Source organism: Bdellovibrio sp. HAGR004, assembly GCF_055397015.1.
The window spans coordinates 2,429,686-2,456,218 of record NZ_AP029176.1 but is presented as its reverse complement, the minus strand read 5'-3'; the positions used below and the strand labels follow the sequence as shown (position 1 = coordinate 2,456,218).

The 26,533-nt window shown below is 50.4% G+C and carries 23 protein-coding genes; 18 read left to right on the top strand and 5 right to left on the bottom strand.

Annotated features, from left to right (window positions below; genetic code table 11):
* The first annotated feature begins 13 nt into the window (after window positions 1–13).
* From infB to ACZ5ZV_RS12195, 9 genes are all read left to right on the top strand, one after another.
* Window positions 14–2,917 (top strand): translation initiation factor IF-2, encoded by a 2,904-nt coding sequence (infB, locus tag ACZ5ZV_RS12235; RefSeq protein WP_464117281.1) that lies wholly within the window; start codon window positions 14–16, stop codon window positions 2,915–2,917.
* Window positions 2,917–3,321 (top strand): 30S ribosome-binding factor RbfA, encoded by a 405-nt coding sequence (rbfA, locus tag ACZ5ZV_RS12230; RefSeq protein WP_464117280.1) that lies wholly within the window; start codon window positions 2,917–2,919, stop codon window positions 3,319–3,321. The genes infB and rbfA overlap by 1 nt, the downstream gene beginning before the upstream one ends.
* Window positions 3,254–4,237 (top strand): tRNA pseudouridine(55) synthase TruB, encoded by a 984-nt coding sequence (truB, locus tag ACZ5ZV_RS12225; protein WP_464117279.1) that lies wholly within the window; start codon window positions 3,254–3,256, stop codon window positions 4,235–4,237. The genes rbfA and truB overlap by 68 nt, the downstream gene beginning before the upstream one ends.
* A 129-nt stretch (window positions 4,238–4,366) precedes the next feature.
* Window positions 4,367–4,636, top strand: coding sequence for a 30S ribosomal protein S15 (rpsO, locus tag ACZ5ZV_RS12220; RefSeq protein WP_464117278.1), 270 nt, complete (start codon window positions 4,367–4,369; stop codon window positions 4,634–4,636).
* Window positions 4,637–4,740: 104 nt separating this feature from the next.
* Window positions 4,741–6,834 (top strand): polyribonucleotide nucleotidyltransferase, encoded by a 2,094-nt coding sequence (gene pnp / locus ACZ5ZV_RS12215; protein WP_464117277.1) that lies wholly within the window; start codon window positions 4,741–4,743, stop codon window positions 6,832–6,834.
* Window positions 6,835–6,902: 68 nt separating this feature from the next.
* Window positions 6,903–8,174 carry a M16 family metallopeptidase gene (locus ACZ5ZV_RS12210; protein ID WP_464117276.1) on the top strand — a complete coding sequence of 424 codons (1,272 nt, stop codon included), beginning with the start codon at window positions 6,903–6,905 and terminating at the stop codon, window positions 8,172–8,174.
* Window positions 8,175–8,194: 20 nt separating this feature from the next.
* The gene (gene dut, locus ACZ5ZV_RS12205) at window positions 8,195–8,644 is read left to right on the top strand and encodes a dUTP diphosphatase (RefSeq protein WP_464117275.1); all 450 of its coding nucleotides are present in this window, start codon (window positions 8,195–8,197) and stop codon (window positions 8,642–8,644) included.
* 217 nt (window positions 8,645–8,861) lie between these two features.
* Window positions 8,862–10,166 (top strand): hypothetical protein, encoded by a 1,305-nt coding sequence (locus ACZ5ZV_RS12200; protein WP_464117274.1) that lies wholly within the window; start codon window positions 8,862–8,864, stop codon window positions 10,164–10,166.
* A gap of 12 nt (window positions 10,167–10,178) precedes the next feature.
* On the top strand, window positions 10,179–12,956 hold the full coding sequence (locus ACZ5ZV_RS12195) for a hypothetical protein (RefSeq protein WP_464117273.1): 2,778 nt from the start codon (window positions 10,179–10,181) through the stop codon (window positions 12,954–12,956).
* Window positions 12,957–12,990: 34 nt separating this feature from the next.
* Here the strand turns inward: ACZ5ZV_RS12195 and ACZ5ZV_RS12190 are convergent, their stop codons facing one another.
* From ACZ5ZV_RS12190 to ACZ5ZV_RS12170, 5 genes are read right to left on the bottom strand one after another with little or no spacing between them, the layout of a single operon-like run.
* A complete protein-coding gene (locus tag ACZ5ZV_RS12190) occupies window positions 12,991–13,569 on the bottom strand; it encodes a Yip1 family protein (protein ID WP_464117272.1) in 579 nt (192 codons plus the stop codon).
* 42 nt (window positions 13,570–13,611) lie between these two features.
* Entirely contained in the window at window positions 13,612–14,274 is a 663-nt protein-coding gene (locus ACZ5ZV_RS12185; protein WP_464117271.1) for a hypothetical protein, read from the bottom strand.
* Window positions 14,275–14,318: 44 nt separating this feature from the next.
* Complete coding sequence (locus tag ACZ5ZV_RS12180; RefSeq protein ID WP_464117270.1) at window positions 14,319–16,679, bottom strand: translocation/assembly module TamB domain-containing protein; 2,361 nt, start codon at window positions 16,677–16,679, stop codon at window positions 14,319–14,321.
* Window positions 16,679–18,406, bottom strand: coding sequence for an autotransporter assembly complex protein TamA (locus ACZ5ZV_RS12175; RefSeq protein WP_464117269.1), 1,728 nt, complete (start codon window positions 18,404–18,406; stop codon window positions 16,679–16,681). The genes ACZ5ZV_RS12180 and ACZ5ZV_RS12175 overlap by 1 nt, the downstream gene beginning before the upstream one ends.
* A gap of 43 nt (window positions 18,407–18,449) precedes the next feature.
* Window positions 18,450–19,106 carry a hypothetical protein gene (locus tag ACZ5ZV_RS12170; protein ID WP_464117268.1) on the bottom strand — a complete coding sequence of 219 codons (657 nt, stop codon included), beginning with the start codon at window positions 19,104–19,106 and terminating at the stop codon, window positions 18,450–18,452.
* 79 nt (window positions 19,107–19,185) lie between these two features.
* Between ACZ5ZV_RS12170 and ACZ5ZV_RS12165 the strand changes: the two genes are divergently transcribed.
* From ACZ5ZV_RS12165 to rpoZ, 9 genes are all read left to right on the top strand, one after another.
* On the top strand, window positions 19,186–19,626 hold the full coding sequence (locus ACZ5ZV_RS12165; protein ID WP_464117267.1) for a hypothetical protein: 441 nt from the start codon (window positions 19,186–19,188) through the stop codon (window positions 19,624–19,626).
* 43 nt (window positions 19,627–19,669) lie between these two features.
* Window positions 19,670–20,365: a polyprenol monophosphomannose synthase gene (locus tag ACZ5ZV_RS12160; protein ID WP_464117266.1), complete on the top strand. Its 696-nt coding sequence runs from the start codon at window positions 19,670–19,672 to the stop codon at window positions 20,363–20,365.
* Window positions 20,340–21,176 carry an SH3 domain-containing protein gene (locus ACZ5ZV_RS12155; RefSeq protein ID WP_464117265.1) on the top strand — a complete coding sequence of 279 codons (837 nt, stop codon included), beginning with the start codon at window positions 20,340–20,342 and terminating at the stop codon, window positions 21,174–21,176. The genes ACZ5ZV_RS12160 and ACZ5ZV_RS12155 overlap by 26 nt, the downstream gene beginning before the upstream one ends.
* Before the next feature lie 83 nt (window positions 21,177–21,259).
* Complete coding sequence (locus ACZ5ZV_RS12150; protein WP_464117264.1) at window positions 21,260–21,838, top strand: hypothetical protein; 579 nt, start codon at window positions 21,260–21,262, stop codon at window positions 21,836–21,838.
* Between the two features lie 24 nt (window positions 21,839–21,862).
* Window positions 21,863–23,716: a DNA mismatch repair endonuclease MutL gene (gene mutL, locus ACZ5ZV_RS12145; protein WP_464117263.1), complete on the top strand. Its 1,854-nt coding sequence runs from the start codon at window positions 21,863–21,865 to the stop codon at window positions 23,714–23,716.
* Window positions 23,717–24,643, top strand: coding sequence for a tRNA (adenosine(37)-N6)-dimethylallyltransferase MiaA (gene miaA, locus ACZ5ZV_RS12140; RefSeq protein WP_464117262.1), 927 nt, complete (start codon window positions 23,717–23,719; stop codon window positions 24,641–24,643). It abuts the gene before it with no gap.
* Window positions 24,644–24,679: 36 nt separating this feature from the next.
* A complete protein-coding gene (locus ACZ5ZV_RS12135; protein WP_464117261.1) occupies window positions 24,680–25,558 on the top strand; it encodes a YicC/YloC family endoribonuclease in 879 nt (292 codons plus the stop codon).
* A 2-nt stretch (window positions 25,559–25,560) separates the two neighbouring features.
* Complete coding sequence (gmk, locus tag ACZ5ZV_RS12130) at window positions 25,561–26,118, top strand: guanylate kinase (protein ID WP_464117260.1); 558 nt, start codon at window positions 25,561–25,563, stop codon at window positions 26,116–26,118.
* 36 nt (window positions 26,119–26,154) lie between these two features.
* Window positions 26,155–26,394 (top strand): DNA-directed RNA polymerase subunit omega, encoded by a 240-nt coding sequence (gene rpoZ, locus ACZ5ZV_RS12125; protein ID WP_464117259.1) that lies wholly within the window; start codon window positions 26,155–26,157, stop codon window positions 26,392–26,394.
* Window positions 26,395–26,533: the final 139 nt, after the last annotated feature.

The window sequence follows — 26,533 nt, the reverse complement described above, 5'->3', positions numbered from 1 at the left end:
ACAGGGAGACTGAGTGAGTAATCCAAAGGTTTTTGAATTTGCAAAAGAGATCGGGATGACCCCGCTGGCCCTCATGGATAAAATCCGCGAGTGGCATTTACCTGTGAAAAGTCACATGGCGGAGCTTGAACCGGACGTTCTTGAGCAAATTAAAATTAAACTCAGCGGTGGCGAAAAATCCTCCGATGAGCCGAAACCCAAAAAGACAGCTGCTCGTAAAGCGGCACCTAAAAAAGCAGCAGCGCCACCTGCAGAAGCAGAGGCCTCTGCTGCCGCAAAAGCCCCTGTGATTCGCAGAAAGAAAGATGAAGCTCCGGTTGAGGCTCCAAAAGCTAAAATCATAGCTAAGCCTGAAGCGGAAACGGAAGAGGCGGCTCCGAAAACGACACGTGTTGTGGTTAAGAAGCCTGCTGCGAAAGTGGAAGCTGAAGAAATTGAGGCAGCACCGGAAGTGGCTGCAGAACCCGTAGTGGAAAAAACACCAGTTAAAGAGGTGGCTCCCGCTCCGGTAGAAAAAGTGGAACCTGTTGTGGTGGTGAAAGAAACGCCAGCACCGGCTCCTGTGGCCCCTGTTGCAGCGGAGCCTGCGGCAGCCCCACAAGCTCGTAAGAAAGAGGTTGTTGTGGGCACCAGCGGTGTTTCCAGTTCTGCCACGCCGGCATCGGCACCAAAAAGAAATATTATCGGACGCATGGATCTTTCCCGCGTTCAGTCACAAGCTCCGCAGCGCCCTCAAGGAGAGCGCACCGGCGGATTCCAGCCTCGTGGGCCGGGTGGCGAACAGCGCGGAGCCAGTGCTTCCTTCACCGGTCAGCGTCCTGGCGGCTTCAATCGTCCGGCGGGCGGTGCACCGACTCGCAACATCCGCACTGGATTTGTAGCGGCGAATCAGCCACCTGAGCCAATCATCGATCAGGGTGGCGATCGCGGTCGTGACTTTGACAAGCGTAAGAGATTCGGTGCTCCGGCGGGACCTGCAGCGGGTCCAGCAGCGGCGGGTCGCGGTGGTGAAAAAGAAGAAGAAGTAGTGTCATTCAATGCGGTTGAATTCCGCAAGCGTGAGATGGTCTTCCAACCTAAAAAGAAGAAGGGCATGTTGGATCGCGACGCAATGAAAACACAGATCACGACACCTTCCGCGCATAAACGCGTGGTGAAGGTGAATAACACAATGAAGTTGAGCGACTTGGCCATGGAAATGGGTTTGAAGGCGCCTCAATTGGTTCGTGAACTGATGAAACAGGGCGTGATGGCCAACATGAACATGGAGCTGGATTTCGACACGATCGCATTGATTGTTCCGGAGTTCGGTTGGGAAGCACAAAACGTATTTAAAACGGCGGACGAAGTTGCTGAACAGACAGCATTCGGTGATCTGGATGCAGCTCCAGTGACTCGTCCTCCAGTAGTGACTGTCATGGGTCACGTCGACCACGGTAAGACGTCCTTGTTGGATGCGATTCGCAATGCGGACGTAGCTAAAGGTGAGGCCGGCGGTATCACGCAGCACATTGGTGCGTACAGCGTGAAAATCGAAGACGGCAGTCTGATCACATTCCTGGATACTCCGGGCCACGAAGCCTTCACGGCGATGCGTGCTCGTGGTGCCAACGCCACTGACATCGCGATCATCGTGGTGGCAGCGGATGACGGTATGATGCCTCAGACTCAAGAGGCGATTAACCACGCCAAAGCAGCGGGCGTACCAATCATCGTGGCGGTGAATAAAATTGATAAACCAGGCGCCAACCCAGAGCGTATCAAGCAACAGTTGACTGAGCTTGAAATCGTTCCTGAGGAGTGGGGTGGTTCTACGATCTTCTGCGAAGTTTCCGCTTTGAAGAGAACGGGCATCACTGAGTTGCTGGAGCAGATCAAATTGGTTTCGGAAGTGGCCGAGTTGAAAGCAAATCCAAAACGCTCCGGTACAGGTCTTGTGATCGAAGCGAAGATGGAAAAAGGCAAAGGCCCTGTGGCGACTTTGCTGGTTAAAGACGGTACGGTTGAAGTGGGTCAGTACATCGTTGCTGGTACCATGAAAGGCCGCGTTCGTTCTTTGACCAATGACCGTGGTGAGCGTGTTCAGTCTGCGGGTCCTGGTATCCCTGTTGAGGTATTGGGTCTTGAGGCGGTTCCTGCGGCCGGTGACAAGTTCGACATCGTGAAAGATGAAGACACGGCGACCAAGGTTTCTGAATTGAGAAAAGAACAGGCTGAAAAAGCAGCAGCGGCTCCGGCGGCAAAACTGTCTCTGGATGAAGTGTTTGCGAAAGTTAAAGCTGGTGACGTAAAAGAGCTTGCGATCGTGTTGAAAGCCGATGTGCATGGTTCTTTGGAAGCGATCAACGGAATGCTTTCGAAGCTTTCCACTCCGGAAGTTAAAGCTCGTGTCATCCACTCTGCAGTGGGTGGTATCAATGAGGGTGATATCGTTCTTGCCAACACGGCAAAAGGTATCGTTCTGGGCTTCAACGTTCGTCCGGACCTGGGCGCGCAGGCGAAAGCAAAACAAATGGGCGTGGATGTTCGTACGTACTCTATCGTGTACGAACTGATCGACCAGATGAAAGCGGCCATGGGCGGTCTGTTGTCTCCGGACATCGTCGAAGAAGTCCTGGGTCGTGCAGAAGTGCGTAACGTGTTCACTGTTCCTAAAGTTGGTACGATTGCAGGTTGCTTCGTTATCGATGGTAAGGTTCAGCGTAATGCGAGCATCCGTTTGCTGCGTGAAAATAAAATTGTATACGAAGGCAAAATTGCCTCTCTTAAACGCTTCAAAGACGACGCCAAAGAAGTGGCTTCCGGCTATGAGTGCGGTATCGGTATCGAGAACTACAACGACGTTAAAGTGGGCGACCAGATGGAAGCCTTCGTTAAAAAAGAAGTGGCTCGCGAGCTAGAGGGCGGAGCGAACTAATGAAGAATATGGGTGATGGGCGCCGTGTCGCCCGCGTCGAGCGTGAGATTCAAGCGACCATTGCTCAGTTTTTGATTCGTGGTTTCAAATCACCGTTGCCGGGTCTGGTGACCGTGGCATCGGTGAAAATGCCCGCGGATCTTCGCGCTGCCAAAGTTTATATCAGTGTTCTTGGAGACGAAAAACAGCAGGATGAAGCGCTGGATCTACTTCAGGAACGTGCTTTTGAGATTCAAAACTTCATCGGCAAAGAGCTGAAAATGCGCTATTGCCCGAAGTTGACCTTTTATTTGGACCACGCCACTGAGCAGGTTTTGAAGGTTGAAAAGATCCTTCATGAACTTGAGCTGGAAAGAAAAGCCAAAAATCCTGGCGAAAGTTCCGACGAATCCGATGACGAATAATAATCAATTTAATGGTCTTCTGCTGGTGGATAAGCCCTCGGGCATCTCCAGTCATGACGTTGTGTCGCGTCTGCGTCGTATTTTGGGTACGCGGGCCGTAGGGCATTCTGGAACTCTGGATCCGATGGCTTCAGGGTTGATGGCTTGCCTTATCAATGAGGGCACCAAGCTCAGCCAATACATTCTGGAAGGGGATAAGGGGTACCGTCTGCGCGCTCAGTTTGGGGTTCGCACCGACACCTTGGACACCACGGGCGAAGTCTTGGAGCAAAAGTCCACGGATCACCTGACCCGCGAGCTGATTCTGGCGGAAGCCGCCAAGCTTCAGGGTGAGATGGAAGTTGAAGTGCCTATTTATTCCGCAATCAAGATCCAGGGTAAAAAGCTTTATGAATACGCCCGCGGCGAGCAGGAAGTGGTCATTCCCAAGAAGCTAATGAAGTTCTGGGATATCCAGCCGGTCGAAATAGGTCCGGATTGGGCCGAGTTTGATATTAAATGCAGTAAAGGCAGCTATATTCGCACCTGGATTGACCTTTTAGGGAAGGCCTTGGGTTGTGGGGCGGCGATGAGCGGGCTGCGCAGGACTTGGTCAGCCCCTTATTTTATTGGTCAGGCGCAGACTCTGGAGCAGATTGAAGAGGTCGTCAAGGCAGGGGCTTTGGGGTCCGCATTTGTGCCCATGGAGCTGGCTTTGCCTCAGATCAAACGTATTCGCATTAAGGGCCAGGATAAGGTCCTTTTGGGGAACGGGCAGATCAGTCACGACCTTCGTTCCCAGCTGATTTCGGCCTTCAATCCAGACGTGGACCAATATATTCAGGTTCTGGCCCAAGACGGGGGGCAACTGCTGGCAATTGTTGGCCTTGAGCCAGGCCGGGGATTCGTTCTTCGCAGGGTCTTTAAATACTCTTGACCCCTCTGGGGGTTGGGTTTAAACAATAACTTCAAATCTCTCTGGTTCGACAGCCATGACGGCCAAGGGGGAGATGGTAACTAAATCTTCCGGGGTTAAAAAATCCGGGACAAATTCAAGGAGACGCTAATGGCAGTCACTAAAGAACAAACGGCAGAAATCGTTAAAAAATTCAAAACTTCTGACTTGGACACTGGTTCCTCTGAAGTTCAAATCGCTCTTTTGACAGCGAAAATCAACGATCTGACAAACCACTTCGCAAAACACAAAAAAGACCACCACGGTCGTCGCGGTCTTGTGACAATGGTTAACCAAAGAAGAAAACTTTTGGACTACTTGCACCGCAAAGATGTGAAGAAGTATCAAGAGCTTATCAAAGCTTTGGAAATCCGTAAGTAATCCAACAGATTCCAAATTAGACGAAGGGGCGGGAAAAGCCCCTTCGTCATTTCAGCCACAGCAGAGCAGAGCATAAGGCTCTGTGATAACTTCAAGGAGATTTAATGAAAACGACTGTAACAACATCGGTGGGCGGAAAACAGATTACCATCGAAACAGGCCGTTTGGCGAAACAAGCGGATGGCGCCGCTCTAGTAAGCTCTGGTAACAACATGGTTCTTGTTACTGCGACTTCTTCAAAAAAAGCCTCTGAACTAGATTTCTTCCCTCTGACTGTTGAGTACATTGAGAAGTTCTACGCAACAGGAAAAATCCCAGGTGGTTACTTCAAACGTGAAGCAAAACCAACCAACGATGCGGTTTTGATCGCTCGTCTTATCGACCGTCCTATTCGTCCTGTATTCCCTGAAGGCTACCGCCACGAAACACAAATCGTTGCGACGGTATTGTCTGCGGACGGTGCATTCCCATTGGAAATTTTGGCAAGCTTGGGTGCTTCTGCAGCTTTGCATTGCTCTGACATTCCTTTCAACGGCCCGACAGCGGCAGTTCAAATCGCACGCGTTGATGGTCAGTTCGTAGCCAACCCAACTCCACAACAGATGGAAAAATCTGACATGGATATGATTGTTGCGGGAACTCGCAATGGTCTGTTGATGGTTGAGGGTGAAACGAAATTCATCTCTGAAGCGGACGCTTTGGCAGCTTTGAAATTCGGTCACCAGTCTTTGATTCCTCTTTTGAATGCGCAAGATGAGTTGCGTGAAAAAGCGGGCTCTGTGGCGAAACGTGCTTTCGTGGCTCCGTCTATCGATGCAGATTTCAAAACAAAAGCTGAAGGTCTGTTGAGACCTAAGATTGCAGCGGCTCTTTCTATCAAAGAAAAACAGGATCGTTATGCAGCAGCGAACGAAGCTGCCGCAGAGGCTGAAAAAGCTTTGCTTGCGGGCATCGAAGATAAAGAGCTTTTGAAACAGCGTAAAAAAGAACTGAACACAATCGTTGAAGATTTGAAATACCAAGAAGCTCGTTCCATGATTTTGGATCGCGCGGTTCGTATTGATGGTCGTGATGTGAAAACTGTACGTCCGATCGCGAACGAAGTGGGATTGCTTCCACGTGCTCACGGTTCTGCATTGTTCACTCGCGGTGAAACTCAAGTCCTGGGTACTGTGACTTTGGGTACGGCTGATGATGAACAAATGGTGGATTCATTGTTGGGTCTGCAAAAACGCAAGTTCATGCTTCATTATAACTTCCCTCCATACTCTGTAGGCGAAGTGGGTCGTATGTCCGGTACCAGCCGTCGTGAGATCGGTCACGGTAACCTGGCAGAACGCGCGATCAAAGCTGTTCTTCCGGACTTCGAGAAGTTCCCTTACACAATCCGTATCGTGTCTGAAGTTTTGGAATCCAACGGTTCCTCCTCCATGGGCACCGTGTGCTCCGGTACAATGGCTTTGCTTGATGCGGGTGTTCCTTTGAAAGGCAACGTTGCCGGTGTGGCAATGGGCTTGATCAAAGAAGGTGACCGTGTTGCGGTTCTGACTGACATCTTGGGTGATGAAGATCACTTGGGTGACATGGACTTCAAAGTGGCGGGTTCTCCTGCTGGTATCACCGCTTTGCAGATGGATATTAAAATTGACTCCGTATCGTTCGAAGTGATGGAACAGGCATTGGCGCAAGCTAAAGAAGGCCGTGCTCACATCCTGAATGAAATGGAAAAAGTGATGAAAGTTCCTCGTGGTCAGATCTCTGAATTCGCGCCACGTATTGAAACTATCAAAATCAAGCCAGATAAGATCCGTGAAGTGATCGGTTCTGGTGGTAAAGTGATCCGTGGTATCACGGAAGCTACAGGTGTTAAGATCGAAATCCAGGATGATGGTACGATCAACATCGCTTCCGCTGATCCAGAAGCAACGAAAAAAGCTATCGCAATGATCAACGACATCATCGCCGAAGCCGAAGTGGGCAAGACCTACAAAGGCCGCGTCGTGAAGATCGCTGAATTCGGTGCTTTCGTTGAGATCCTGCCAAACACTCAAGGTCTTTTGCACATCTCTGAGATTGCCAACGAACGTGTACGCGCAGTGACTGACGTACTTTCAGAAGGCGAAATCATCGACGTTAAAGTTCTTGAAGTGGACCGTGCAGGTCGTATCAAGCTTTCCCGCAAGGCTTTGCTTCAGTAACCGCTAGGCGGGCACAGGAAAGGGGTCATGAGTCCCTTTCTGGAAGCAGCTTTGTCTAAAGAGATTTAATGACAGACACTAAGTTCAAAAAATCTGAACTTTCTAACGGGATCCGAGTGGTGAGCGAACTTCATCCAGGGTCCCGTGCCGTTTCTATGGGTATCTGGGTTTTGACGGGAACACGGGATGAAACTCCTGAGGTTGCCGGTATTTCCCACTTGCTTGAACATCTGGTCTTCAAGGGCACCAAAAATCGGTCAGCCTACCAAATTGCCAAATCCCTGGAAGCTTTGGGTGGAGAGCTGAATGCCTACACCACGCGCGAGTACACCTGCTATCATGCCTTGGTTCTTAAGGACCATTGGGAAAAAGCATTGGATGTTTTAGCGGACCTGGTTTCCAACATGAAGCTGGTGCAAAAAGAATTTGATTTGGAAAAGGGCGTGATCCTTCAGGAAATCGCCATGTCCGAAGACAGCCATGAAGACATGGTCTATGACGTGTTCTATGAGCAGGTCTATGGCAAACATCCTCTGGGTCGTCCGATTCTGGGAACACCGGTTTCAGTGGCTCGCATGAAGCAGACGCAGGTGATGGATTACTACCGTCGCAATTACACCGGAAAGAACATCATCATCAGTGCTTCGGGCTGTATCAGTCATGATGAGCTGATGGCCGGTATTCAGAAGCGACTTGGCAGTAAAAAGAAAAGTGAGCTTAAAGTCACCCGCCGTGTACCGCGCTGGTTGACCCGACGTCATGTCGTGGAAAAACAAGCAGAACAGGTGCACATGCTTCTGGGTTTTCCGACCGCCAGCTTCCAGGACAAACATCGTTTTGAAGCGGTTGTGACCAATACTCTTTTGGGTGGTGGGATGACGTCCAAGCTTTATCAAAGTGTGCGGGAAAAAAGAGGCCTGGTATATTCGATTCATTCCAGCCTCAATACGAACATTGATTCCGGCATGTTGACGATCTATGCAGGAACCGAAGCCAAGAATGCGCGTAAAGTCGGGGATTTGATCTCTAAAGAATTTGCGAAGATCCGCAAGCAGGGTGTGACGAAGGCAGATGTCGAGATGTGTAAGACACAGGTCATTGGCAGTATCCTTCTGGGATCTGACGATATCGAAAACCGCATGACGTCTTTGGCCGTGAATGAAATGGTTTTCGGCAAGTACCGTGCAGTGGAGTCCGTGATCGAGGAAATCAAGGCGGTGACGGTGGACACCGTGAATCATTACATCCGCCACGAACTGGATCTGGACAAGGCATCCGGTGTTCTTCTGGGGCCTGAGGTGAAGTCACTTGAGACCTGGTGGAACGATCTTAAATTATAATTCCAAGAACGAGGATTGAAATGCAAAAGTTGGCAGTAAAAATCAAAAAACTAGAAAATTTCCGTGGTGAGCTTCCAGCCTATCAGTCTTTGGGTGCCAGTGGCTTTGATGTGCGCGCTCAGCTTGCCGGGGCTGTGACGTTGAATCCAGGCGAAAGAGCCATGATTCCAACCGGTTTGAGCTTTGAGATTCCATTGGGATATGAAATCCAAGCCCGTCCTCGCAGTGGCTGGGCGGCGAAAAGCGGTCTGACGGTGTTGAACACTCCGGGCACCATTGATGCCGACTATCGGGGCGAAGTAAAAATCATTGTGATCAATCTGGGGAATGAGCCGGTTGTGATCAGTGATCAGGAGCGTTGTGCTCAGCTCGTTCTGGCGCCGGTGATTCAGGCTCAGTTCGAGGTTGTGGACGAACTTGGTGCCACCGAACGTGGTGCTGGAGGTTTCGGTTCCACGGGTCGCGCCTAAGTAAGAACATCTTGATAAAAAGTCTAAAAACCCACCTGTACCAGGTGGGTTTTTTTGTGCCCAGAGAAGGGCTGCGGGCTTTTAAAAAAGTCCTAGATTTAAGAATCCAGTCCATGGAATTCCATAAAATATCCGAAAATGAGCCTCAGAAGCCATATATCGGACCTGAGAGGCGGTACGTGCATTGCTTTAGGGGGTACTGACAATAGGAGATGTTATGTCAGTACAAAACACTTTTAAAATTTTCCTGATCTCGATTCTGTCCAGTCACCTTCTGGCGTGCCAGGGCACAGGCGGAAACAGCCCGCAAACACCGACAGTAAAGGCTTCCGACAACAATGCCCAAGAGGCCAACCCCCGCCGTGTTCTTGCCGAAGGTGTGGTGATTGAAGTCAAGAAAGTCACCGATCTTCGTGAAGACCGTTCAAATTATCCAGAGTTCAAAAGAAACCTGAATATCTACGAGACAAAACTGTCGATCCCGGAAAACATTTACGTGAACCAGTTGGAGATCAAACGTTCGTTTTCGTCGTTAGCAGTAAACCCCGCCTATGAAGCCGTTTCCAAAATTGATGCAAAGTATGTGTCGGGTCGGTATGTGATTTCGGACCGACTGGATCTCTGGAAGCATGATCGGACCCAAAAGACGGTCACCTACCGCATTTACTCCCAAGAGAAATTGATTGCAGAAAGCACCTACTCGCTGACTCCGGATCTGGTTGTTGCCTCTGAAAGCAAAGTGACGACTTTACAGTCTTTGGGGATTTCTTCCGGTGCCTATAAGTTCGGAATCATCTTCATTGAAAAGGGAAATATTCTGCGCACCGAAGGACAGCAGGTTTATCTGGAGGTGGGTCGCCTTTACGCAGAAGACACAGCCACCATTGAATCCTTCTCCCGCGAAGAAGCAGAGAAAGTTCCAGCCCCAGGGCAGGTGGGTAAGGATGGGGGCTATCTTTCTTTAAGAGCAGGTATGGCTATGGGGCACTTGAATATCAACATGCGTGGAACAGCCGGGGGTGAGGGCTTGCCAGCAGCAGCGCAGACGGGAGTCGGAGCAAAAGGAGCACGCGGATCTGATGCTGAGATTTATCAAAGTTGCACTGGCGGCGAAGTCTTCCGTGACGTTTTAGTAGAACGTCCTGCTCGACGAATTTGTGAGTTCATTTGTGTTAAAAGACCTTCCAGTGGGGCATCCGGTGGCCAAGGCCCCAAAGGATATCGCGGTGGCATGGGGATGATTGGCGGCCATTCAGGTTCCGTAGATATTTCAGTTTCCACGGGCCCGTTCTTTACGGCCAGTCTGACAGTCGAACCCGGACTGGGAGGCCCAGGAGGGATCGGCAGTGAGGGCGGCATGGGTGGAGAAGGTGGAGACCCAGGCTCTGGTCGCCGTGGATGTGATGGGGCGGTCAAAGGGGCTCAAGGTGCTCAAGGTGAAAAAGGAGACAGAGGAGCCTCGGGTCCGCTGGGTGTGCAAGAGCGCAGTACAATCACCGTCAACGGTCAGTCCATTATTTAAGGAGTTGGAAAAATGAAAAAGCAATTTGTTGTATATTCGACTGCATGTGCTTTTTTGCTGTCGGCTTGCGCTCCGGCTGGCAATAGTGTGCCCACGGCGACTCCGCAGAAGCAGAATCAGAATTCTGGCTGGGAGCAGTTTCAACAGTTAATTTATTCTGAAAATGCCAATCTGCCGCTGGCAGAGGCTTTGCGCTCATTGTTGCAGGAACAAAATCCCGAGGTGTTGGGATTTCTAAAAGCCCAATTGGAAGAAGGGAAGGCCTTGGTCTTCCCTGATGAAATCAGTCAAAGATGGGATATGGCGAAGAAAAGCATCATCGTCGGTGATTCTGCAGCCTTGGCTGACACCGATCTTCTGTTGAATACGTTGAATTTAAACTTAAAGGAAGTTCAGCGCAGCAATGCTTTTCATCATCAGTTGGAAGGTAAGATGGCCGGGTTGGTTCAATCGGTGGCTTTGCGCAATTTGCTCAAGGCCTTTGATGAACAGATCAAAAAAGACAGCCACGATATAGCGGTGGACGTAGTGGCAAAAATAAAAAAAGAACGTCCTGAGGTCCTGGATAAAATTGATAAGACCAAATTTATCGGCGATCGTTCCGCCCAGATTGAACAGATTGTTGCGTACTTAAAACAAGCTGACTATTTATTTTACCAATATGGATTAAGTGAAGATGATCAGGCCAGTCTGGCTCTTTACACGGCTGTGGCGGGTGCTCTGGCCTCTGTCCTGGCGGACTCTCCAACAGTCAAAACATTGTTGGTCAATATTCAGCAGATCCGTGACGTGGCGGATAAGGCCAAAAAGGTCGTGGCCCTGGCCGAGTCACTGCAGACATACAGCGAGTCCTTGAGGAAGGATGCGGTGGTGATGGGGGGCTCTGTTAAAAATATCTATGGGAAGATTAAAAAGCTGACGGATGATATTGATCTGTCCTTGTCTGAGCCGGGGAAAAAACAGGCCCGGGAAATGATGGATGCCCTGTTGAACGGTCGCGCCTCAGAGCCACCGTCACCTGAGGTGGCGGCAGAGCTGGAAAAGAAAGGTTTCTTTCAGCGCAAACGGGAGCTGGATTCTGATGTTCAAAAATTTGTGAATAGCGTCGACAACGCTTCAAAGTCTTTAGACAACATTCTGAAAACCACATTGCAGGTGACGGACGTTTTGGGTGTTAAGCTGAGCCCTGGTGTGACCAAGGCGATTGATACAGCAATGAAGATCAATCAGGGAATTCAGGCGGTCAGCGCCATCTCAAAAGCCTTCAGTGCCGGTGGCTTTGTCGGAGCCTTAGGAGCCTTCTCGGGTGGGCCGGCAACAATGGCCTTAGCTGCCTTTGGTGGTTTGGGGGGTGGTGGTTCGGACCCGGCAGTGATGGCCGAACTGAGAGCCATCAAGCAGAGTCTTGCTGAAATCAAGGCCATGCAAAAAGAGATTCTTGAGAACCAAAAGAAAATGATGGTGATGATCAAGGACCTGGCGGTGATGATGGAGGAATACCATAGAGCCCAAATGAAGCAGGCGATGGATACCTACGAAGAGGTGCTGAACAACCGCAGTGCACTTACCGAGATTGATGAAAAATCGTTCCGCTCTTGTGAGGCGATGACGACCTTTGCTCTTAGCAAGGCGCCTTATTACAGACGCGTGGATTCTGCATCTTACAAAGCCAATACATCATTGAACGTCTCGAATATGGATCTGGTGCAGGAAATTATTCGTGACGTGACGGGGTCCCCTAAAGAACTGATGCAGTTTATTAACAATGGCTCGTCAGAGAACTTTAAGACGTGTCAGCAGGAAATGAGCACGGTCTTTATGACCCGTGACATCCGAAAGTTCAGTCGCGCCGCCTGGACGGAGGAAAAACCTGCCGGAAAAGAGGTGAAAGATGGTGGCGAAATTGTTAGAAGTTACTTCGCCCCTGCATTTTCCTATCTGCAAAAAATGACGGTGGATAAGGAAGCGCGCTGGCAGAAGCTAGGGCTTCATTTGCCCGTTCTGAATGTTTCGGCGTTGATTACCAAGAAGTCCCGCTATGTGGATCAGCCAGGTCAAATCAATAATCTGATGGAATTGCAGAGTTTGACAGCGACCCACAAGCTTGAAAAGTACGTGACCGCCTTGCTGCTTCTGCATCCTTATTTGACCGTGGACTATGAGACCTGGAATTCCTCATTGCAGGAAGTGCTTACGGCAGCCGTCACGGATCAAACACGGGAACGCACGCGGCAGCTGTTAAGCAATGCCTTCGAGCGCGTGCAGATGGCGATTGCACAGGAGGCCTTGCTCTCTGGAGAGCCGTTGTTGCCTCACTTGAGTTTGCACTGGACTGAATTGGTGAAAGAGAAGAAGAATTGTGATGGAAAAGAGAAGTTCTGCTTTGTCCGTGAAAACAGTTTGATGATGGGAAATCTTCTGACTTATGTGCTTGTGCAAAGAACAGGTGTCATTTCGAACACGGCCGAAGCCATAAAGAAGCGTCAGGAGATCTATCAACAGTGGCTGCGCGAACCAGCGGTTCTGGCGCAGGTGCTGATGGTGCCAGGTGAGGCCTTGGTGAAAGATGAAAAAGGTCGTTTACAGCTGGTTCTGGCAGAGGGGGCCGGTTTGAAAATGTTGTTGCCGGAGGTTGAGGTCGTGGCGGCAGGGCAGTTGCAGTACACTGAAGCGATGTCCCGCATGATTCAGTTGCAGCATCGTGTGGCTGATGAGCTGGCGAAGGTGTCTTCCTTGGGATACAGTTTCCAGGAACAGCAAAAACTCGCTAAAGCGATGTTCTTAAAATAATAAAAAAGGGACAGGTGCGGCCTGTCCCTTTTTTTTAGCCCAGTCGTTCCAAACGACTGATGTCGATGCGATTCCAAAGCCAGATGATAAAGACGATGGCAAAAAGAATGGTGACCAGTCTTAAAGAGCGGCGTTTTTCCATCTGGAAGTTCTCGGTCAACCCGACAGCCATCAGCAGGGCGGTAAAGGCAAAACCCACCAGCGTGATCGGTGGAATCAGCTCAGAACCGACCTGAAAAATGAAAAACGGAATGTTTGCAAAAAGCAGCAAGGTGAAGATCTTGCGCAAAGAACACGTGCGCTTTTCAAAAACCTGGAAGTAGTAGTAGATAAATAGTGAACCGATGAAAGTTGTCACCAAGCCGACAATCGGGGACACGATGATGCCACCCATGATGCGGTAGAAGTTCGGCGGCACCAGTCCCGTCAAAACTCCGGAGATGATCGACAAAGACACCAAAGTCATCAAAAGCAGCGGCCAGTTCCAATCCGGCAGTGTCTTGATTTTTTCGATGGGATGACGAAGGTAGTTGATGATGTAGCGGACGACCTCTTTGGTCATTTCAAAAGAGGGCTGCTGCTTGTTCGGGGTGACGTCTCTGTAGTCGCTCATAGTATTATCTCACCACCGCGCATAAAGTCTGGCAAGGTGTATTTAGGATTCGCGCAGATCCATCTCTGCCAAAGTTTGCGCTCGCTCAAGCAATAGCATTGAATTTTTTAAAGCGGATTCCGGGAAGGCCCCCAAAGAGTTGAGGCTGTTGAGGCCAGCCCGTCGCACCAGTTGTTTGTGCAGATGATAGCTGAGGTTCAGGAACAAGCTGCCTTTGCTATAGGCTGGCATCTCAAGGTCTACGGTGGGGATCGGGAAGGCTTGCAAAGCCTGCGGACTGTTTTGCCCAGCATCGGTGATCTCCGTGATGCTCAGCACACTGCTGGAACGGCGATGGCGCAAAAGATCCTGAAACTCCTGCCAGGTCGGAGTGTCGACCACCAGATGAAAACGCCGTCCCAGATCCTCTTGCTGCTTCAGAAAGTGTTCAAAACGTTCCTTACGCAGGCCTGCTTTGTTCCAGGGCAGATGCAAAGTGAAAACCTCATAACCATGTTCGGCCAAAAAGACGGTGTACAGATTCCAATAAGAGCTAAAGTAAAAAATGGAGCGAGGCCCGGTGACAAACAACAAGGGCCATCGAGTCAGCAGGCAATTGGGTTTAAGTTCGAAGGCGACATTCTGACGGCGACGGGCTCGGTTGCTCATCAAAGCCAAACCTAAAAGAAACACCGTTGTTGTCATCGCCAGAAGAAGAATATCCACGCGCTATTATATTGAGATTCTGATTTAAAAAGCAAGAAAACGAACTAGAAGCGTTTCAGCCACTCCAGCAGGGTCAACACCACATCCGGACGCTCATCGGTCTGGCGAAGCTCCGTGCGAATGGACCACGGTCCTCCAAGGCGTCGACGAACGGTGAACTGTCGTTCTTCTGAAAAGTCTGACCCCATGCTCAGGGTGGTGCTGTCATCCAGACGGACCCGGGCGGTGTAGGCCTTGGTCACCGGATTGTAACTGACGGACTGGATCGGAGTGGAAGACAGGAAGAGCAGTGAGAACAGTCCAAAAGCTCCATCGGACATCGCCCGACTCATACTGGCGGTGGAGTTGACCTCCTCTTCGTTCAGCTCATCCAGAGACTTATTAAACAGCAAGACCGAAACAATCTGCTGGCGATTTAGCGGTGGGTCACTTTCAAATTCGATGCGGGGTTTTTCAAGACTTCCTAAAAGAAGAATTCGGATGTCCACTTCGGGATTGGCATAGTTGATCTGACCGGACAGTTCCGGCACCCGTGAGTTGGCATGGAAGATCAGATCCACATTCTTCACGACGGCCTTTTTACGGAAAATCTCAAATGGAAAACTTTGAACGGCGACAGTGCCTTTCATCAGACCGTTGTCCTCAATATGCAGATCCACTGCCACCGGAATGTTTTGCGGTAGCAGTGACGACGAAATTTGAACAGGCTTGGCTGTTTTGACTTCCACCGTCCAGTTCAGTGCGAAGGGAAGCTTTTCCTTTATTGAAGGAGCGGTGGACTCTTTTAATGCGGTCTCAAGGGGCTCTTTTGCCTTTAGAACAAAGCGCTTGTCGGGAAGTGCTTGTGGCGGGGGTTCCAGTCTTAGGGGGGGCGCCTCAAGAAGGATGTCTTCCAGGAGGCTCTGTACCTGAATGTTCAATCCTGTGGGTCTGGGCAGCACGCCCGTGGTTGTGACAAGGGCCCTTGTTGTCGTCCATAGTTTTTGAGTCTTCGAAGCCAAGCGGGTTTGCACCTGTGCCGTGGCTGAAAGGGGTGATTTTAAGTCGGGCCAGTGCGCTTCGGCCTGTAATAAAACTTCGCCCTTCAGCACGTGCAAAGGGGCGGGAATCGCATAGGGAGTTTTTTCGAAAAGATCCTTCCACACCGTGAAGTCCGGGATTTTCAAATTCGCAGAAAGATCGAAAATGGCTTTTGCCCATTGGGGTTCGGAAGCGGGATTCTTAATCTCTGCAGCTCCTTGGGCGGAAAGTTTTCCGGTCATAAAGGCGGTTTCACCTTCAAGTCCTGCAGAGCCCGACAGGCTGAGAATTTCATTTTCTCCGGTCCCTTGACTGCTCATACGAAGCTCCGCAGTCAGGCGCGTTTCAATGTTCTGAAGATTTTTTATTTTCTTTCGTGGTTTGGCAGTAAGGACGCAGTTCAAGTTTGCCAGCGAAGGAAATCCCTTCTCGCTGTGCAAGTCACTGACAATAGAGCAGTCCGAAAGGCCGAGCTCTCCGCCCAGCCAGATTTTTTTGGAACGAGCAGGCCCTGCATGAAGTTCGATCCGCGTCTGGGACCAGGTCAATGCGATCTGCGGGCGGATTTTTTCTGTCAGTTTTTTCGTTTGGATAAGAAGCTCGGGTTGGGCCTTTAAAGTGAAACGATCTTTCCAGGAAAGCTCCAGCGGAGTTTGAGCCTTTACAGAGCCCGCTTGCACCGTGGTCTGTCCCTGCAACGTTATGGACTGGGGATTTAAAGATCCCTGGGCCGAGAGGGTTGTGGTGAAAGAGTTCTGCTGCCAGGCCTCGGCGTTGAGGGAAAATTCCACTTGGTCGCTGGGGGCTTGATTCGTGCGCTGCAGACGGGCTTTCGCTTGCAGGGGAGGTTTTTCCTTTGCAAGCAAACGGAACTGATCCAGGGTGATATCCAGTCGGCCGAGTTTTTTAAGATCCAAAACCTGCGGGAACAGGCTGGAGAAAGCGGGCAGGCGCAGATCCGGCAACAAGGATTTCGCTTTCTGCGGTTCGGTTTTTTCGGGAAGTTCCAGATCCAGATGACTGACGTGGATGCTCACTTCACTTAAGTTTGTAAGGACGGGCCTCAATCCTTCCATCGCAAAGGACACGTCAATTTGTGTCTGAGGCAGGCAGGTTGACAGCAAAGGGCTGTATTCGATGCAAAGATTTGTGGAATGAAGAATCACTCTTTTTTCATTCCAGCGCAGGTTTTCAAAGCTCAGATCCAGCTTCTGCCATTTTACCTGAATTTCGGCCGGCGCATAGGTCAGGACCTTTTTAATATTATTTTCGTTGATCAGTAAGGACGGATAGAACCAGACGGTCAAAAGCACCGTCACCAGCAGAGCGACAAAGAATAAAACAACTCCGCCAAGGGCAAGAAGAAGATTCCTCAGAGTCCTCATTAGAACTCCTTCCCAAAGCTGACAAAGAACTGATAACCCGGATTGATGCTGCTGGGATCACGGTCCACGACAAATCCGCGCCCCACGGTACCGCGAATGGTTCCGATCGGGGATCCCCAACGCAGTCCTACTCCCGGGGAATAGTAAAGGGCCGAATCCAGTTCGGTGGCTAAAATGCCAGCCTTGGCTGCATCCAGGAATATCAAGGGTTGCAGATTGTAGGGAAGAACATCATTCGCACGAAGCTCCAGGCCCTGATACAGCACCGTCAAGAATCCGTTGTCAGAGGCTGGTAACTGCTTACGCGCAAACCCTCGCAGATCCGCATCACCGCCCAGGAAGAAGCGCTGAGTAACCGGAATATCCGGACTGTCGTTCACGCCATCCGGCAGAATGAAAGTGCCCACCCAGCCTCGCCAGCCTAAAACCAAGAACGGTGGGTCCCATTCATTCAGGTTCCAGATGATCTGATGGCGCAAGGTCAGACGATGGATGTTGTCATCAGAAAGGGCTCCTTGCACCTGCGAAGATGCATTCAGTGTCACGCTCCATCCATCCTGGGGATTGGTTAGAAAGTATTCGTAAAGATGACTGGTCAGGTTGATCTCTCCCGCGATACGAAGGGCGTCGATCTGATAGGGTTCAGGCCCACGCATCACGTCCGTGCGCTCGATCAAGGGACCCATCTGTGCCATGCCTGAATACGGTAAGGCCTCCCAGCCAAAGGCCAAACTGGTGCCCAACTGATAAGTCATGGCTTCATAGGAGCTTTCTGATTCCCTTTTGATCATGGCGGTGGTGAGCAAGTGCAGTCGGGAGGTCAGATCCGAGGAAAAATAATGGCGGTGTTTGCCGGTCAGGGTTTGTTCCAGCAACGATGCAAACAAGGACGCTTCCAGATTGTCGGCGGTTTCATTCAGACGTGCTCGTTTCAGCATCGACCTAAACAGCGCACCTCCTTCAGAATCAAACCCCAGGCCAAACGTCAGCAGACGGGGTTTGGCCGGAATCATCCTGCGAACAATCTCCACCTCGCCTTGAGCGGTGCAGGTGATGTCATAGTAGGTGCTCAGATAAAGATCTTCCTGCAGGACCCGGTTGGAAGTGATCTCCAAAAGGCGTATGTCAAATGGAGCACCGGGGAAAAAAGCCGAGTATCGATCCAGAATCGCGGGATTGAGATCTTCTTCACCGACAGTTGTAATGGCACCAAAGCGATAGGCCGAACCCGGTTCCACAGTCAGATTAAACTTTTCTTCAAGCACCAGGGCTTGTGCATCGATCTGAGGGCAGGGGTAGCCGTGTTCCTGCAAGCGACGACGGGCCCAGTTGGTGATTTCATCTAGCGTGGCGGGGGTGAACGGGCGGTCTTTGATATAACGACGCTTGCGCCAGTTCCATTCGGCAGGAGCATTGTGGACTTCGAGGGTTTGCAGGGTGGAGCGGGGGCCGAGCTCCACGTTCAGACTGTCGGCGGTACTGGTGAAAGTGGATTGATGATAGCCCCGGCTTTGCAGAAAGCCCTTTAAGAAAAGGGTCCGCTGCGAGTTGGGCATGTTCTGCCAGGCCGGGCTTTTTGCTGAACCGCAAAGCCAGTCGTGTTCGGTGGAGCTGAATTCAATTTTCTCATCACCCTCAATGCGAATGCCGCACAGGCTCGTGGTTTCAGCCAATGTGGGGAGGGCCAGAAATGTTGAGAAAAGCAGCAGGAAGCCGAAAAAACGCATGCCTAGAGTTAACAGTTCTTAGGCATGCGGGCAAGTTTCTGAATTACAAAGAGGTGTTTAGGCGGAACGCGAAGTCAAAAGAGTTCTTGTCCGATGTGCTGTTCACCATGGCGGTGTGAGCGCTGACCTCGGCGCCGATGGAAAGGTGCTTGTGAATCTGGGCGCTAAAACCTGTAGAAACCACCAAGGAAGGTGTTGTTTCGTCCACGCTGATGCCTTTGGAGGAATCAGAGAAGCGCAGAAAGCGGTTGGACAGGCCGGAGCTAATGGAATAGGACCAGATGCTCTCCAGGCGGTTGGTGTAGCCGATTTTCAGATCCAGTTCGCGCAAGGTCATCTCTTCACTGCCAGAAGAGGTGACGCCGTAGTTTTTAAACACACCTTCGGAATACCAGTTCGGCGAGAACAGATCCATTCCCAGGGACAGCTGAATGCCATTGGCGTGGCGGTTGAAGTTCTGGTTCTTGGCGGAAATATTTGTGAACGAGTTGGCATAGCCAATACCTGCATGCAGGCGAACGTCGTCAAAAGAGCTTGCCGATCTGCGGGCGATAGAGTTCTTTTTGGCGCTCAACTCATTGAGAAGATCATCATAGCTGACTTCTTCATAGTCAGAGCCATTGGCGGCCTGGACCAAAGTGGGAGCGGAAATCAGAGCACAAGCGATCAAAGCGAACTGGATTGTTTTAATGATTTGCATACTTTGATTCTAGCAAGGCTTTGTCATTTTTCAAAAATTGATCTTTCGTTCTGGACCTTGTCTTTGGCAGAATAGAAGTATGTTGTCGTTTTTTCAGACTCGTCATAACTGCTATTGTGCCTTTTGCAAAAGCCCGCGCCGAATTTATCGTCGTAAGAATATTTCCTTTATGAATGTGTTGGGAAGTGCCCTGGCTTCGCTGGTGCTGATGTTCGCTTTGTGGCAGCAGTTTGATCCGCGCGTTTTGATTGTCTTTGTAATCTGTCTGGCGATCTCGGAAGTGTTCGTGAAGATCCGCTGGCGTTTGTCGGTGGTGTGTCGCTCTTGTGGGTTCGATCCGGTGCTTTATCTAAAGGCCCCGGAGCAGGCTGCAAATAAAGTGAAAGAGCAGTTGGATCAGCGCCGTCAAGATCCTAAATATTTGCTGGCAAAACCGTTAAATTTGCCCGCAATTCCCGCAGATAAAGCGAAGGCTCTTCAGGAAAAGGGGAAAGGGCGCCTCGTCTCCCGATCCATTTGAGCAAAAGATTGCATGTCGGGGCTCTTTATGACAGCTTAGAGCCATGAAAAATCTGGTTGTCATTCCTACGTACAATGAAAAAGAAAACATTCAGGCGATCGTGTCTGCCATCTTTGCTCAGAATTTGGGCGTAGAGATTCTGGTTGTTGATGACAACTCTCCAGATGGCACCGGGGCTATTGTACGCGAAATGCAAAAAAGCATGCCGCAGCTTCATCTTCTGTCCCGCCCTGGCAAGCAGGGCTTGGGGAAAGCCTATATTGCCGGTTTCCGCTGGGGTATTGATCACGGCTTTGAGGGTATTGTTGAAATGGATGCGGATTTCTCGCACCGCCCGGAAGACCTGGGGCCTCTATTGAAGACCATGCAGGCTAATGATTTTGCCGTGGGATCTCGTTATGTGCCAGGCGGACGTACCGTGAATTGGGGCATTATCCGTAAGATCATTTCCCGTGGTGGCGGTATTTATTCGCGCATGATTTTGGGCTTTCCTTTGAATGACTGGACCGGTGGCTTTAACGCTTGGAAGAAAGAGGTTCTGCACGGCATTGATCTTTCTTCAGTTGAGTCCAATGGTTACAGCTTCCAGATTGAACTAAAATACAAGGCTTTAAAGAAGGGCTTCAAAGGGGCCGAGTCTCCGATCGTTTTTGAAGATCGTCGCGTAGGACAAAGTAAGATGTCCCTGAAGATTGTACTTGAGGCGTTCTATCGTGTTTGGCTCATGCGTTTTAAATAAAGTTCTGGCTTGTCTGCTGTTGGTGTTGTTGCTGCCGTTAAGTGTATGGGCGCAGGCTCAGCAGGCGACGGTCGTTATTGACGGGGCTTTGGTTTATCAGGACGCGGATTTTGATGCTCCGGTTATTTCCACTTTGAAGCTGGGAGGTGTTTACAGCATCTCCACCAAGAAAAAAGGCCCCTTTTATAAGATTCGTCTGAAGCCAGGTTATACCGGTTGGATTTCTGACACGGATATCAAGCCGGGCGTTATTAAAATCACAGCTCCGGAAAAGACCAAGCCCGAGGAAAAACGAAAGAAACCGTTCTTTGCGACTCGATACCGCGGACTTGTTCTGCAGTACACAAACTATATGGAAGACACCCTGGGCAAAGAGCGCACGGACGGGTTGCTTTTCTATGGCGCCAAGTTCAATGGCTTTAACACGATGTTCACGGGTGAGATTTACACGGACGCCAATATTTTATTCTTCTTCGGGGCGCCGTCTTACTATCAGGACTACACCAAGCGCTCGGCGGACGGATTTATTTTTATCGCTGATTTCCTTTTGCAGACCGTGATGCCGCAGGGGAAGAACATGCTGTTCTATTATGGTTTCGGCCCGATGTTTAAGTATTCACATTTTAATTTGGATGTTCCAAGTGGGGCCTCCAATGTCAGCTATTCCGCCGATGATATGAGTCTCGGGGCGGTCTTTGACTTGGGGACTGCTGTGCGCATGGGAGATTGGTCCCTGCGCGGCGACGTAAAGTACTACTGGGAGCGGACCCAATATCTTGCCTTCGGCCTGAGTTTCTCTCACGACTTCTGACGCATGGCTTCTGCAAAGGTAAGCAGGTACCTTTTCGGGGGACGGGGTGTTAAGAAAGGTCCGGGTTTGAGGGGGCCCTTCTGATGCGTTTAGTTGCGTTATTTATTTCTGTTCTGTTTGTTTCTTCCTTTTCATTTGCTGCGGATATTGAGCCTTATTTTGAGGCTTTGAAGAATTCGGGGGCCAATTTTGAGCCGGATGGGACTGTCTGCGAACAGGTGGCCCGGGTGGATATCGAAAAAGAGTTCGGACCGTCTTTTGAAGTGACGACAGGGATTGAGTACAGCCTGGGGGAGGACACTCTGGGAGAACTCGACGTTGTTGTATTTGAAAAGGGCACTCATAAGGTCGTCTTGGTGGCCGAGGTGAAGTGTTGGAAGAATCTGCAGCAGGCCATGGACAAACTCAAAGCGCAACGCGATCGCTTTACGTGGAATCTCACTCAGCATGCCAACAAGATTCAGTTCCAACCTCATGATCACAAGCTTTCCTTCCGGGTTGAGGACTTCCAGGGTGATTTTAAATTCCGTGCCATTTCTCAGTTTGGCGGCCTGAAAAAGGGCTTTGATCAGGAGATCCAAATGACTCTGAGAGATGCTGAGCACTTGCGTTCCCGGCTGTTGAAATGCCAGGCCTGGGGCGAGTGTTTGCGCCCCCAATAGACCTTTGACAGGAGGGGGGAGCTCATGCAAATTCCCCCTATGTCGATTCAGATTTTATCTCCTGAAGTAGTGGACCAAATCGCCGCAGGCGAGGTGGTTGAGCGTCCTGCTCACTTGGTTAAAGAGCTTGTTGAAAACAGCATCGATGCCGGGGCCTCGCGCGTGCATGTTGAGTTCTTTGATGGCGGCCGTATTGTCAAAGTCATTGATAATGGCAAAGGCATGGCGCCAGAGGATTTGCCCAAAGCTCTGGAGAGATTTGCCACGAGTAAAATTTCCAAAACCGATGATCTCTGGAGCCTTCGCACTTTTGGTTTTCGCGGGGAAGCTTTAGCCAGTATTGCGGCCGTCAGCAAGCTGACACTGACTTCCCGTCGCAGTGGGGATGAACAGGCTCATCAGTTGATCAGCGAATACGGACGAAAAAAAGACATCGACAAAGTCGGTGGTTCTCAAGGCACCACCATTCTGATTGAAAATCTTTTTGACAACACACCAGCGCGTTTAAAATTCCTGAAATCAGATTCTGCGGAAAACACGGCGATCAAAACAACCTTGAAAGCCATGGCCTTGTCGCACTTTGATGTTGAGTTCCGCATCCAGGAAAACGGCAAGCTCGTTTCTTTTTGGCCTGCGTGTAAAAATCGCAAAGACCGGGTGGAACAAATTCTGGAAATCAAACCCCTTTTTGAAGGGGAAGCTGTGCGAGAAAACGTGCGCGCTTATGCGGTGTTTGCCGATCCCCACAATGTGGCGAAGACAGCCAAGAACATCTGGCTGTTTGCGCAGAACCGTTGGATTCAAGATCGCAGTTTGCAGGCGGCAGTGAATGAAGCTTACAGAAATCTTCTGATGCATGGGGAATACCCCATTGCGGCCGTCTGGGTGGAAACCGATCCTGACTGTGTGGACGTGAACATTCATCCGACAAAATCCCAGGTCAAGTTCCAGGATCCTTCACTGGCTTTCCGGGCTGTGGCGGGGGCTTTGCGCAGCACTTTGGAGCAAGCCCCCTGGATTGTGCGTGGGGCAGAGAATGGGACTCCGGCCGTGGCACCTGCAGCAGTCACGCCCTCAATGCCTGCGATGCCTCAGCAGAACCTGAGTTTTCAGGATAAGTCTTTGGATGTGACTCAGTTCCAGAAAAAGGAATTCAATTTCCCGAAATCGTTGTCGCCCTCGTCGCTGCAGCAGCCTCAGACGACCTATCAGGCGCTGGCAGAGGCAGCCAGTTCCCGGGAAGGTTTTGCTCCGGCCGGGACTGCTTCAGTGGCACCAGAGGCTCCGATGGGTTATTGGTCTTCGCTGGAGGTTCTGGGACAGGCGAATCTGACTTACATTGTGACCCAATCCCGTGAAAAAATTGTTTTTGTTGATCAGCACGCCGCTCATGAGCGAGTGGTGTTTGAAAAACTGATGACTGCTTGGAAGGGTGGCAAGATCGATGTTCAGGAATTCCTGTTCCCGTTAGCGATAGATATGTCACCGGAAAAAGTTGAAGCACTTCTGGCGATGGGAAAAGAAATGGAGCGCCTGGGTGTGCACATTGAAGCCCTGGGGCCAGGCACGGTGGGCGTGAAGGCGGCTCCATTGATGATCAAGGAATCCAGTCTGAGCGCGGTTTTGGATAAAATGGCGACCGAGATTGTCGATCAAGGGGGCAGTTATTCTTTGGAGCGCACGGTGGGGGACATCTGTGCCACCATGGCCTGTCATTCGGTGGTTCGTGCCGGGCAGTCGCTCAGTCTTGATCAGATGAAAAATCTTTTGCGTGATATGGATTTGTTCCCGCTGTCCAGTTTCTGTCCTCACGGTCGTCCGGTGAGTGTGGAGTATCCGTTTTATAAACTGGAAAAAGACTTCGGGCGAATTGTTTAGATGGCACAACGACACGTGATCTTTGTAGTGGGTGCAACTGCCACCGGAAAATCCGAGTGGGCCCTGAGGCTTGCTCAAGAGTATAACGGTGTGATTGTGAACTGTGATTCAGTGCAGGTTTATAAAAAGCTGGATATCGGTTCGGCCAAGCCCTCAAGGGAAGAACAGGCATTGGTGCCGCATTATCTGCTGGATTATGTGGCACCTCCGGAAGAGATGACCGCAGGCAACTACTGTCGGGATTTTTATGAAGTCTTAAAAGCCATCCCGGAAGAAAAGCCGGTGTTTGTTGTGGGCGGCACGGGTTTTTATTTTATGGCCATAGAAAAGGGCATGTATCCGGTCATTCCGGTTCCGTCTGAAATCCAAAAACAGGTCGAGCAGGAACTGCAAACCGATGAAGGGGCGCGCCGACTGCATGCAGAAATGACAGCGGCCGACCCTGAATACGGTGCCAAGATTCATTTGTCAGATCGCTATCGTATTGGTCGCGCCATTGAGCTGATTCGCAGTCAGGGGAAAAGTGTCACCCAGATTCAGCGGGAATTCGAGGCTCAGCGTGCGCCGTTTCCGTATCCTCTTTTGAAGATCGGTCCGCAATGGGATCGCGAGGTTCTGCGCGAACGCATCCGCTTGCGGGTGCAGAAGATGATGCAGGCGGGGTTGGTGGCAGAAGTTCAAGGTCTTCTCGATGAAGGTCTTGCTTCCTGGGCCCCGATGAGCAGTGTGGGTTATAAAGAGACATTGGATTATTTAAAAGGAGCCCTGAGCGAAGAGCAGCTCTTTGAAGAGATCGTGAAAAACACGCACCAACTCGCCAAAAGGCAGAGAACCTGGTTTCAAAGAGACAGTGAGATTCAGTGGTTTGATGGGCACTCGGGTTTTGCAGAGGCAAGAGCCGTGGTCGAGAAATTTCTCAAGCCTTGACCCTGATTCCGGGACAAGTCGAGAATAGAGGTAATTATGAAAAGCATGACAGGGTACGGCACCGCAAGAGTTCAGACTAAAGACGTCACTGTGGAAGTGAGCATCCGTTCCGTGAATGGTCGTTTTTTGGAGCCGCGGTTTCATTTGCCAAGAGAATTTGTTCCCTATGAAGGGGAGTTGAAGAAGGTTCTGGGTGCGACGTTGTTGCGTGGGACTGTGGATGTCTTTGTGTCCCGTCGGGTGAAAAACGTGGCGGGCAAAGCGCAAATGACTGTGAACGACGCCTTGGCGAAAAAGTACATGGCAGCTTACAAGCATCTTTCCAAAGAGTTGGGCGTTCCTATGAATGTTCATCTTGAAGCTTTGGCGCGCCTGCCGGAAATTATCAAAATCGAGGACAGCTACGAACTGTTCAGCGGCGAAGATAAGATCCTGAAAAAGGCCTTCGCTCAGGCCTGTTCCAATTGTGACAAGGAACGCTCGCGGGAAGGGAAGTTCCTGCAAAAGGACCTTCAGAAGCTGTTGGTGTCTTTGGAAAAACAAATCAAGGTTATCAGTGAGTTGCGCGGCGAAGCCAATGCACAACTTCAGGACCGCTACGAGCAGAAAATCCGAGCGCGTCTTAAAGGAAATGAGATTGACGCCACCCGATTGTCTCAGGAAATCGTGATTCAGCTTGAAAAGGCCGATATCAACGAAGAGCTGACCCGCCTGACGGAGCATATCAAGAACTACCGTCAACTGGTAGGCTCCCAGCAGGCCGAAGGAAAGAAGCTGGATTTCTACACGCAGGAGCTGCTGCGCGAAGTGAATACGATTGGGTCAAAGTCTCAGGTAGCCAAGATCACTTCGGCTGTGGTAGAAGCAAAAACCCTTATTGAACGACTTAGAGAACAGGTACAAAACGTACAGTAATTATGAAAACGCGCATGATTATCGTCGCCGCTCCAAGTGGCGCAGGAAAAAGCAGCTTTGTTGAAAGGATCACTCGGGAAGATGCCCGTTTGGTGGATATTATCACTTTCACAACGCGCTCCATGCGTAAAGGGGAGTCCGAGGGGCAGCCGTACAACTTCATCACTCATGAGGACTTTGAAGCCAAGATCAAACAGGGTTTCTTTGTTGAGTGGGCGAAGGTGCATACGAACTTCTATGGAACATCTTACGAGTCCCTAGAGTCCGCCTGGAAACAGGGCAAAACCGCTATCATGGATATCGATATTCAAGGGGTGGCGACCTTTAAATCCAAATTTGAGGACGCTAAGACCATCTTTATTCATCCGCCGTCCATAGACGAGCTGCGTCGCAGAATCGAAAAGAGGGACGGGAAGGTGCCTGCGGACATTGAGGTTCGTATGGCCAACGCGGAAAAAGAGATTCAAGAGGCCTCTAAGTTCGATTATCAGATCGTTAACGACGTGTTTGAGCAATCCTACGCGGAATTCAAAAAAATCGTTGAAAAATTGCTAACTTAGCGTTAATATACCCAGATATATTTTTTCGGAGGCGTAATGGCTCGTGTAACCGTAGAAGATTGCTTGGAAAAAGTTCCTAACAGATTTGCTCTTGTCCTGATGGTGGCTAAGAGAGCGAAGCAACTTCTTAAAGGGGCGGAAGCAACAGTTTCCACTCGCAGCAACAAATACATCGTCAGCTCTTTGCGTGAAGTGGCAATGGGCAACGTGGGTTACCAAGAAAGTTTGGAAGCCGCAGAAGCTATTCGTCAGATTGAAAAGGACCTGAACAAGTAGTCCTTGGCAAAAATGCGATATCCCCTCGTGGGAAGGTGAAAAGGGAGGTCAAAAAACCTCCCTTTTTTGCGTTTTAAGGGTCCCTAAAGATGAACCTGTCTCCACTTTGGGCGAGGCGACAAAAAACCAGTAAAATTAG

Bases quoted from the DNA above. Each gene is read 5' to 3' on its own strand.
- rpoZ (WP_464117259.1), top strand. From the start codon at position 26,155: ATGGCTCGTGTAACCGTAGAAGATTGCTTGGAAAAAGTTCCTAACAGA.
- ACZ5ZV_RS12195 (WP_464117273.1), top strand. From the start codon at position 10,179: ATGAAAAAGCAATTTGTTGTATATTCGACTGCATGTGCTTTTTTGCTG.
- ACZ5ZV_RS12210 (WP_464117276.1), top strand. From the start codon at position 6,903: ATGACAGACACTAAGTTCAAAAAATCTGAACTTTCTAACGGGATCCGA.
- ACZ5ZV_RS12160 (WP_464117266.1), top strand. From the start codon at position 19,670: ATGAAAAATCTGGTTGTCATTCCTACGTACAATGAAAAAGAAAACATT.
- pnp (WP_464117277.1), top strand. From the start codon at position 4,741: ATGAAAACGACTGTAACAACATCGGTGGGCGGAAAACAGATTACCATC.
- rbfA (WP_464117280.1), top strand. From the start codon at position 2,917: ATGAAGAATATGGGTGATGGGCGCCGTGTCGCCCGCGTCGAGCGTGAG.
- ACZ5ZV_RS12170 (WP_464117268.1), bottom strand. From the start codon at position 19,106: ATGCAAATCATTAAAACAATCCAGTTCGCTTTGATCGCTTGTGCTCTG.
- ACZ5ZV_RS12175 (WP_464117269.1), bottom strand. From the start codon at position 18,406: ATGCGTTTTTTCGGCTTCCTGCTGCTTTTCTCAACATTTCTGGCCCTC.
- mutL (WP_464117263.1), top strand. From the start codon at position 21,863: ATGCAAATTCCCCCTATGTCGATTCAGATTTTATCTCCTGAAGTAGTG.
- truB (WP_464117279.1), top strand. From the start codon at position 3,254: ATGAACTTGAGCTGGAAAGAAAAGCCAAAAATCCTGGCGAAAGTTCCG.
- ACZ5ZV_RS12180 (WP_464117270.1), bottom strand. From the start codon at position 16,679: ATGAGGACTCTGAGGAATCTTCTTCTTGCCCTTGGCGGAGTTGTTTTA.
- ACZ5ZV_RS12165 (WP_464117267.1), top strand. From the start codon at position 19,186: ATGTTGTCGTTTTTTCAGACTCGTCATAACTGCTATTGTGCCTTTTGC.
- rpsO (WP_464117278.1), top strand. From the start codon at position 4,367: ATGGCAGTCACTAAAGAACAAACGGCAGAAATCGTTAAAAAATTCAAA.
- gmk (WP_464117260.1), top strand. From the start codon at position 25,561: ATGAAAACGCGCATGATTATCGTCGCCGCTCCAAGTGGCGCAGGAAAA.
- ACZ5ZV_RS12150 (WP_464117264.1), top strand. From the start codon at position 21,260: ATGCGTTTAGTTGCGTTATTTATTTCTGTTCTGTTTGTTTCTTCCTTT.
- ACZ5ZV_RS12200 (WP_464117274.1), top strand. From the start codon at position 8,862: ATGTCAGTACAAAACACTTTTAAAATTTTCCTGATCTCGATTCTGTCC.
- ACZ5ZV_RS12135 (WP_464117261.1), top strand. From the start codon at position 24,680: ATGAAAAGCATGACAGGGTACGGCACCGCAAGAGTTCAGACTAAAGAC.
- ACZ5ZV_RS12190 (WP_464117272.1), bottom strand. From the start codon at position 13,569: ATGAGCGACTACAGAGACGTCACCCCGAACAAGCAGCAGCCCTCTTTT.
- miaA (WP_464117262.1), top strand. From the start codon at position 23,717: ATGGCACAACGACACGTGATCTTTGTAGTGGGTGCAACTGCCACCGGA.
- dut (WP_464117275.1), top strand. From the start codon at position 8,195: ATGCAAAAGTTGGCAGTAAAAATCAAAAAACTAGAAAATTTCCGTGGT.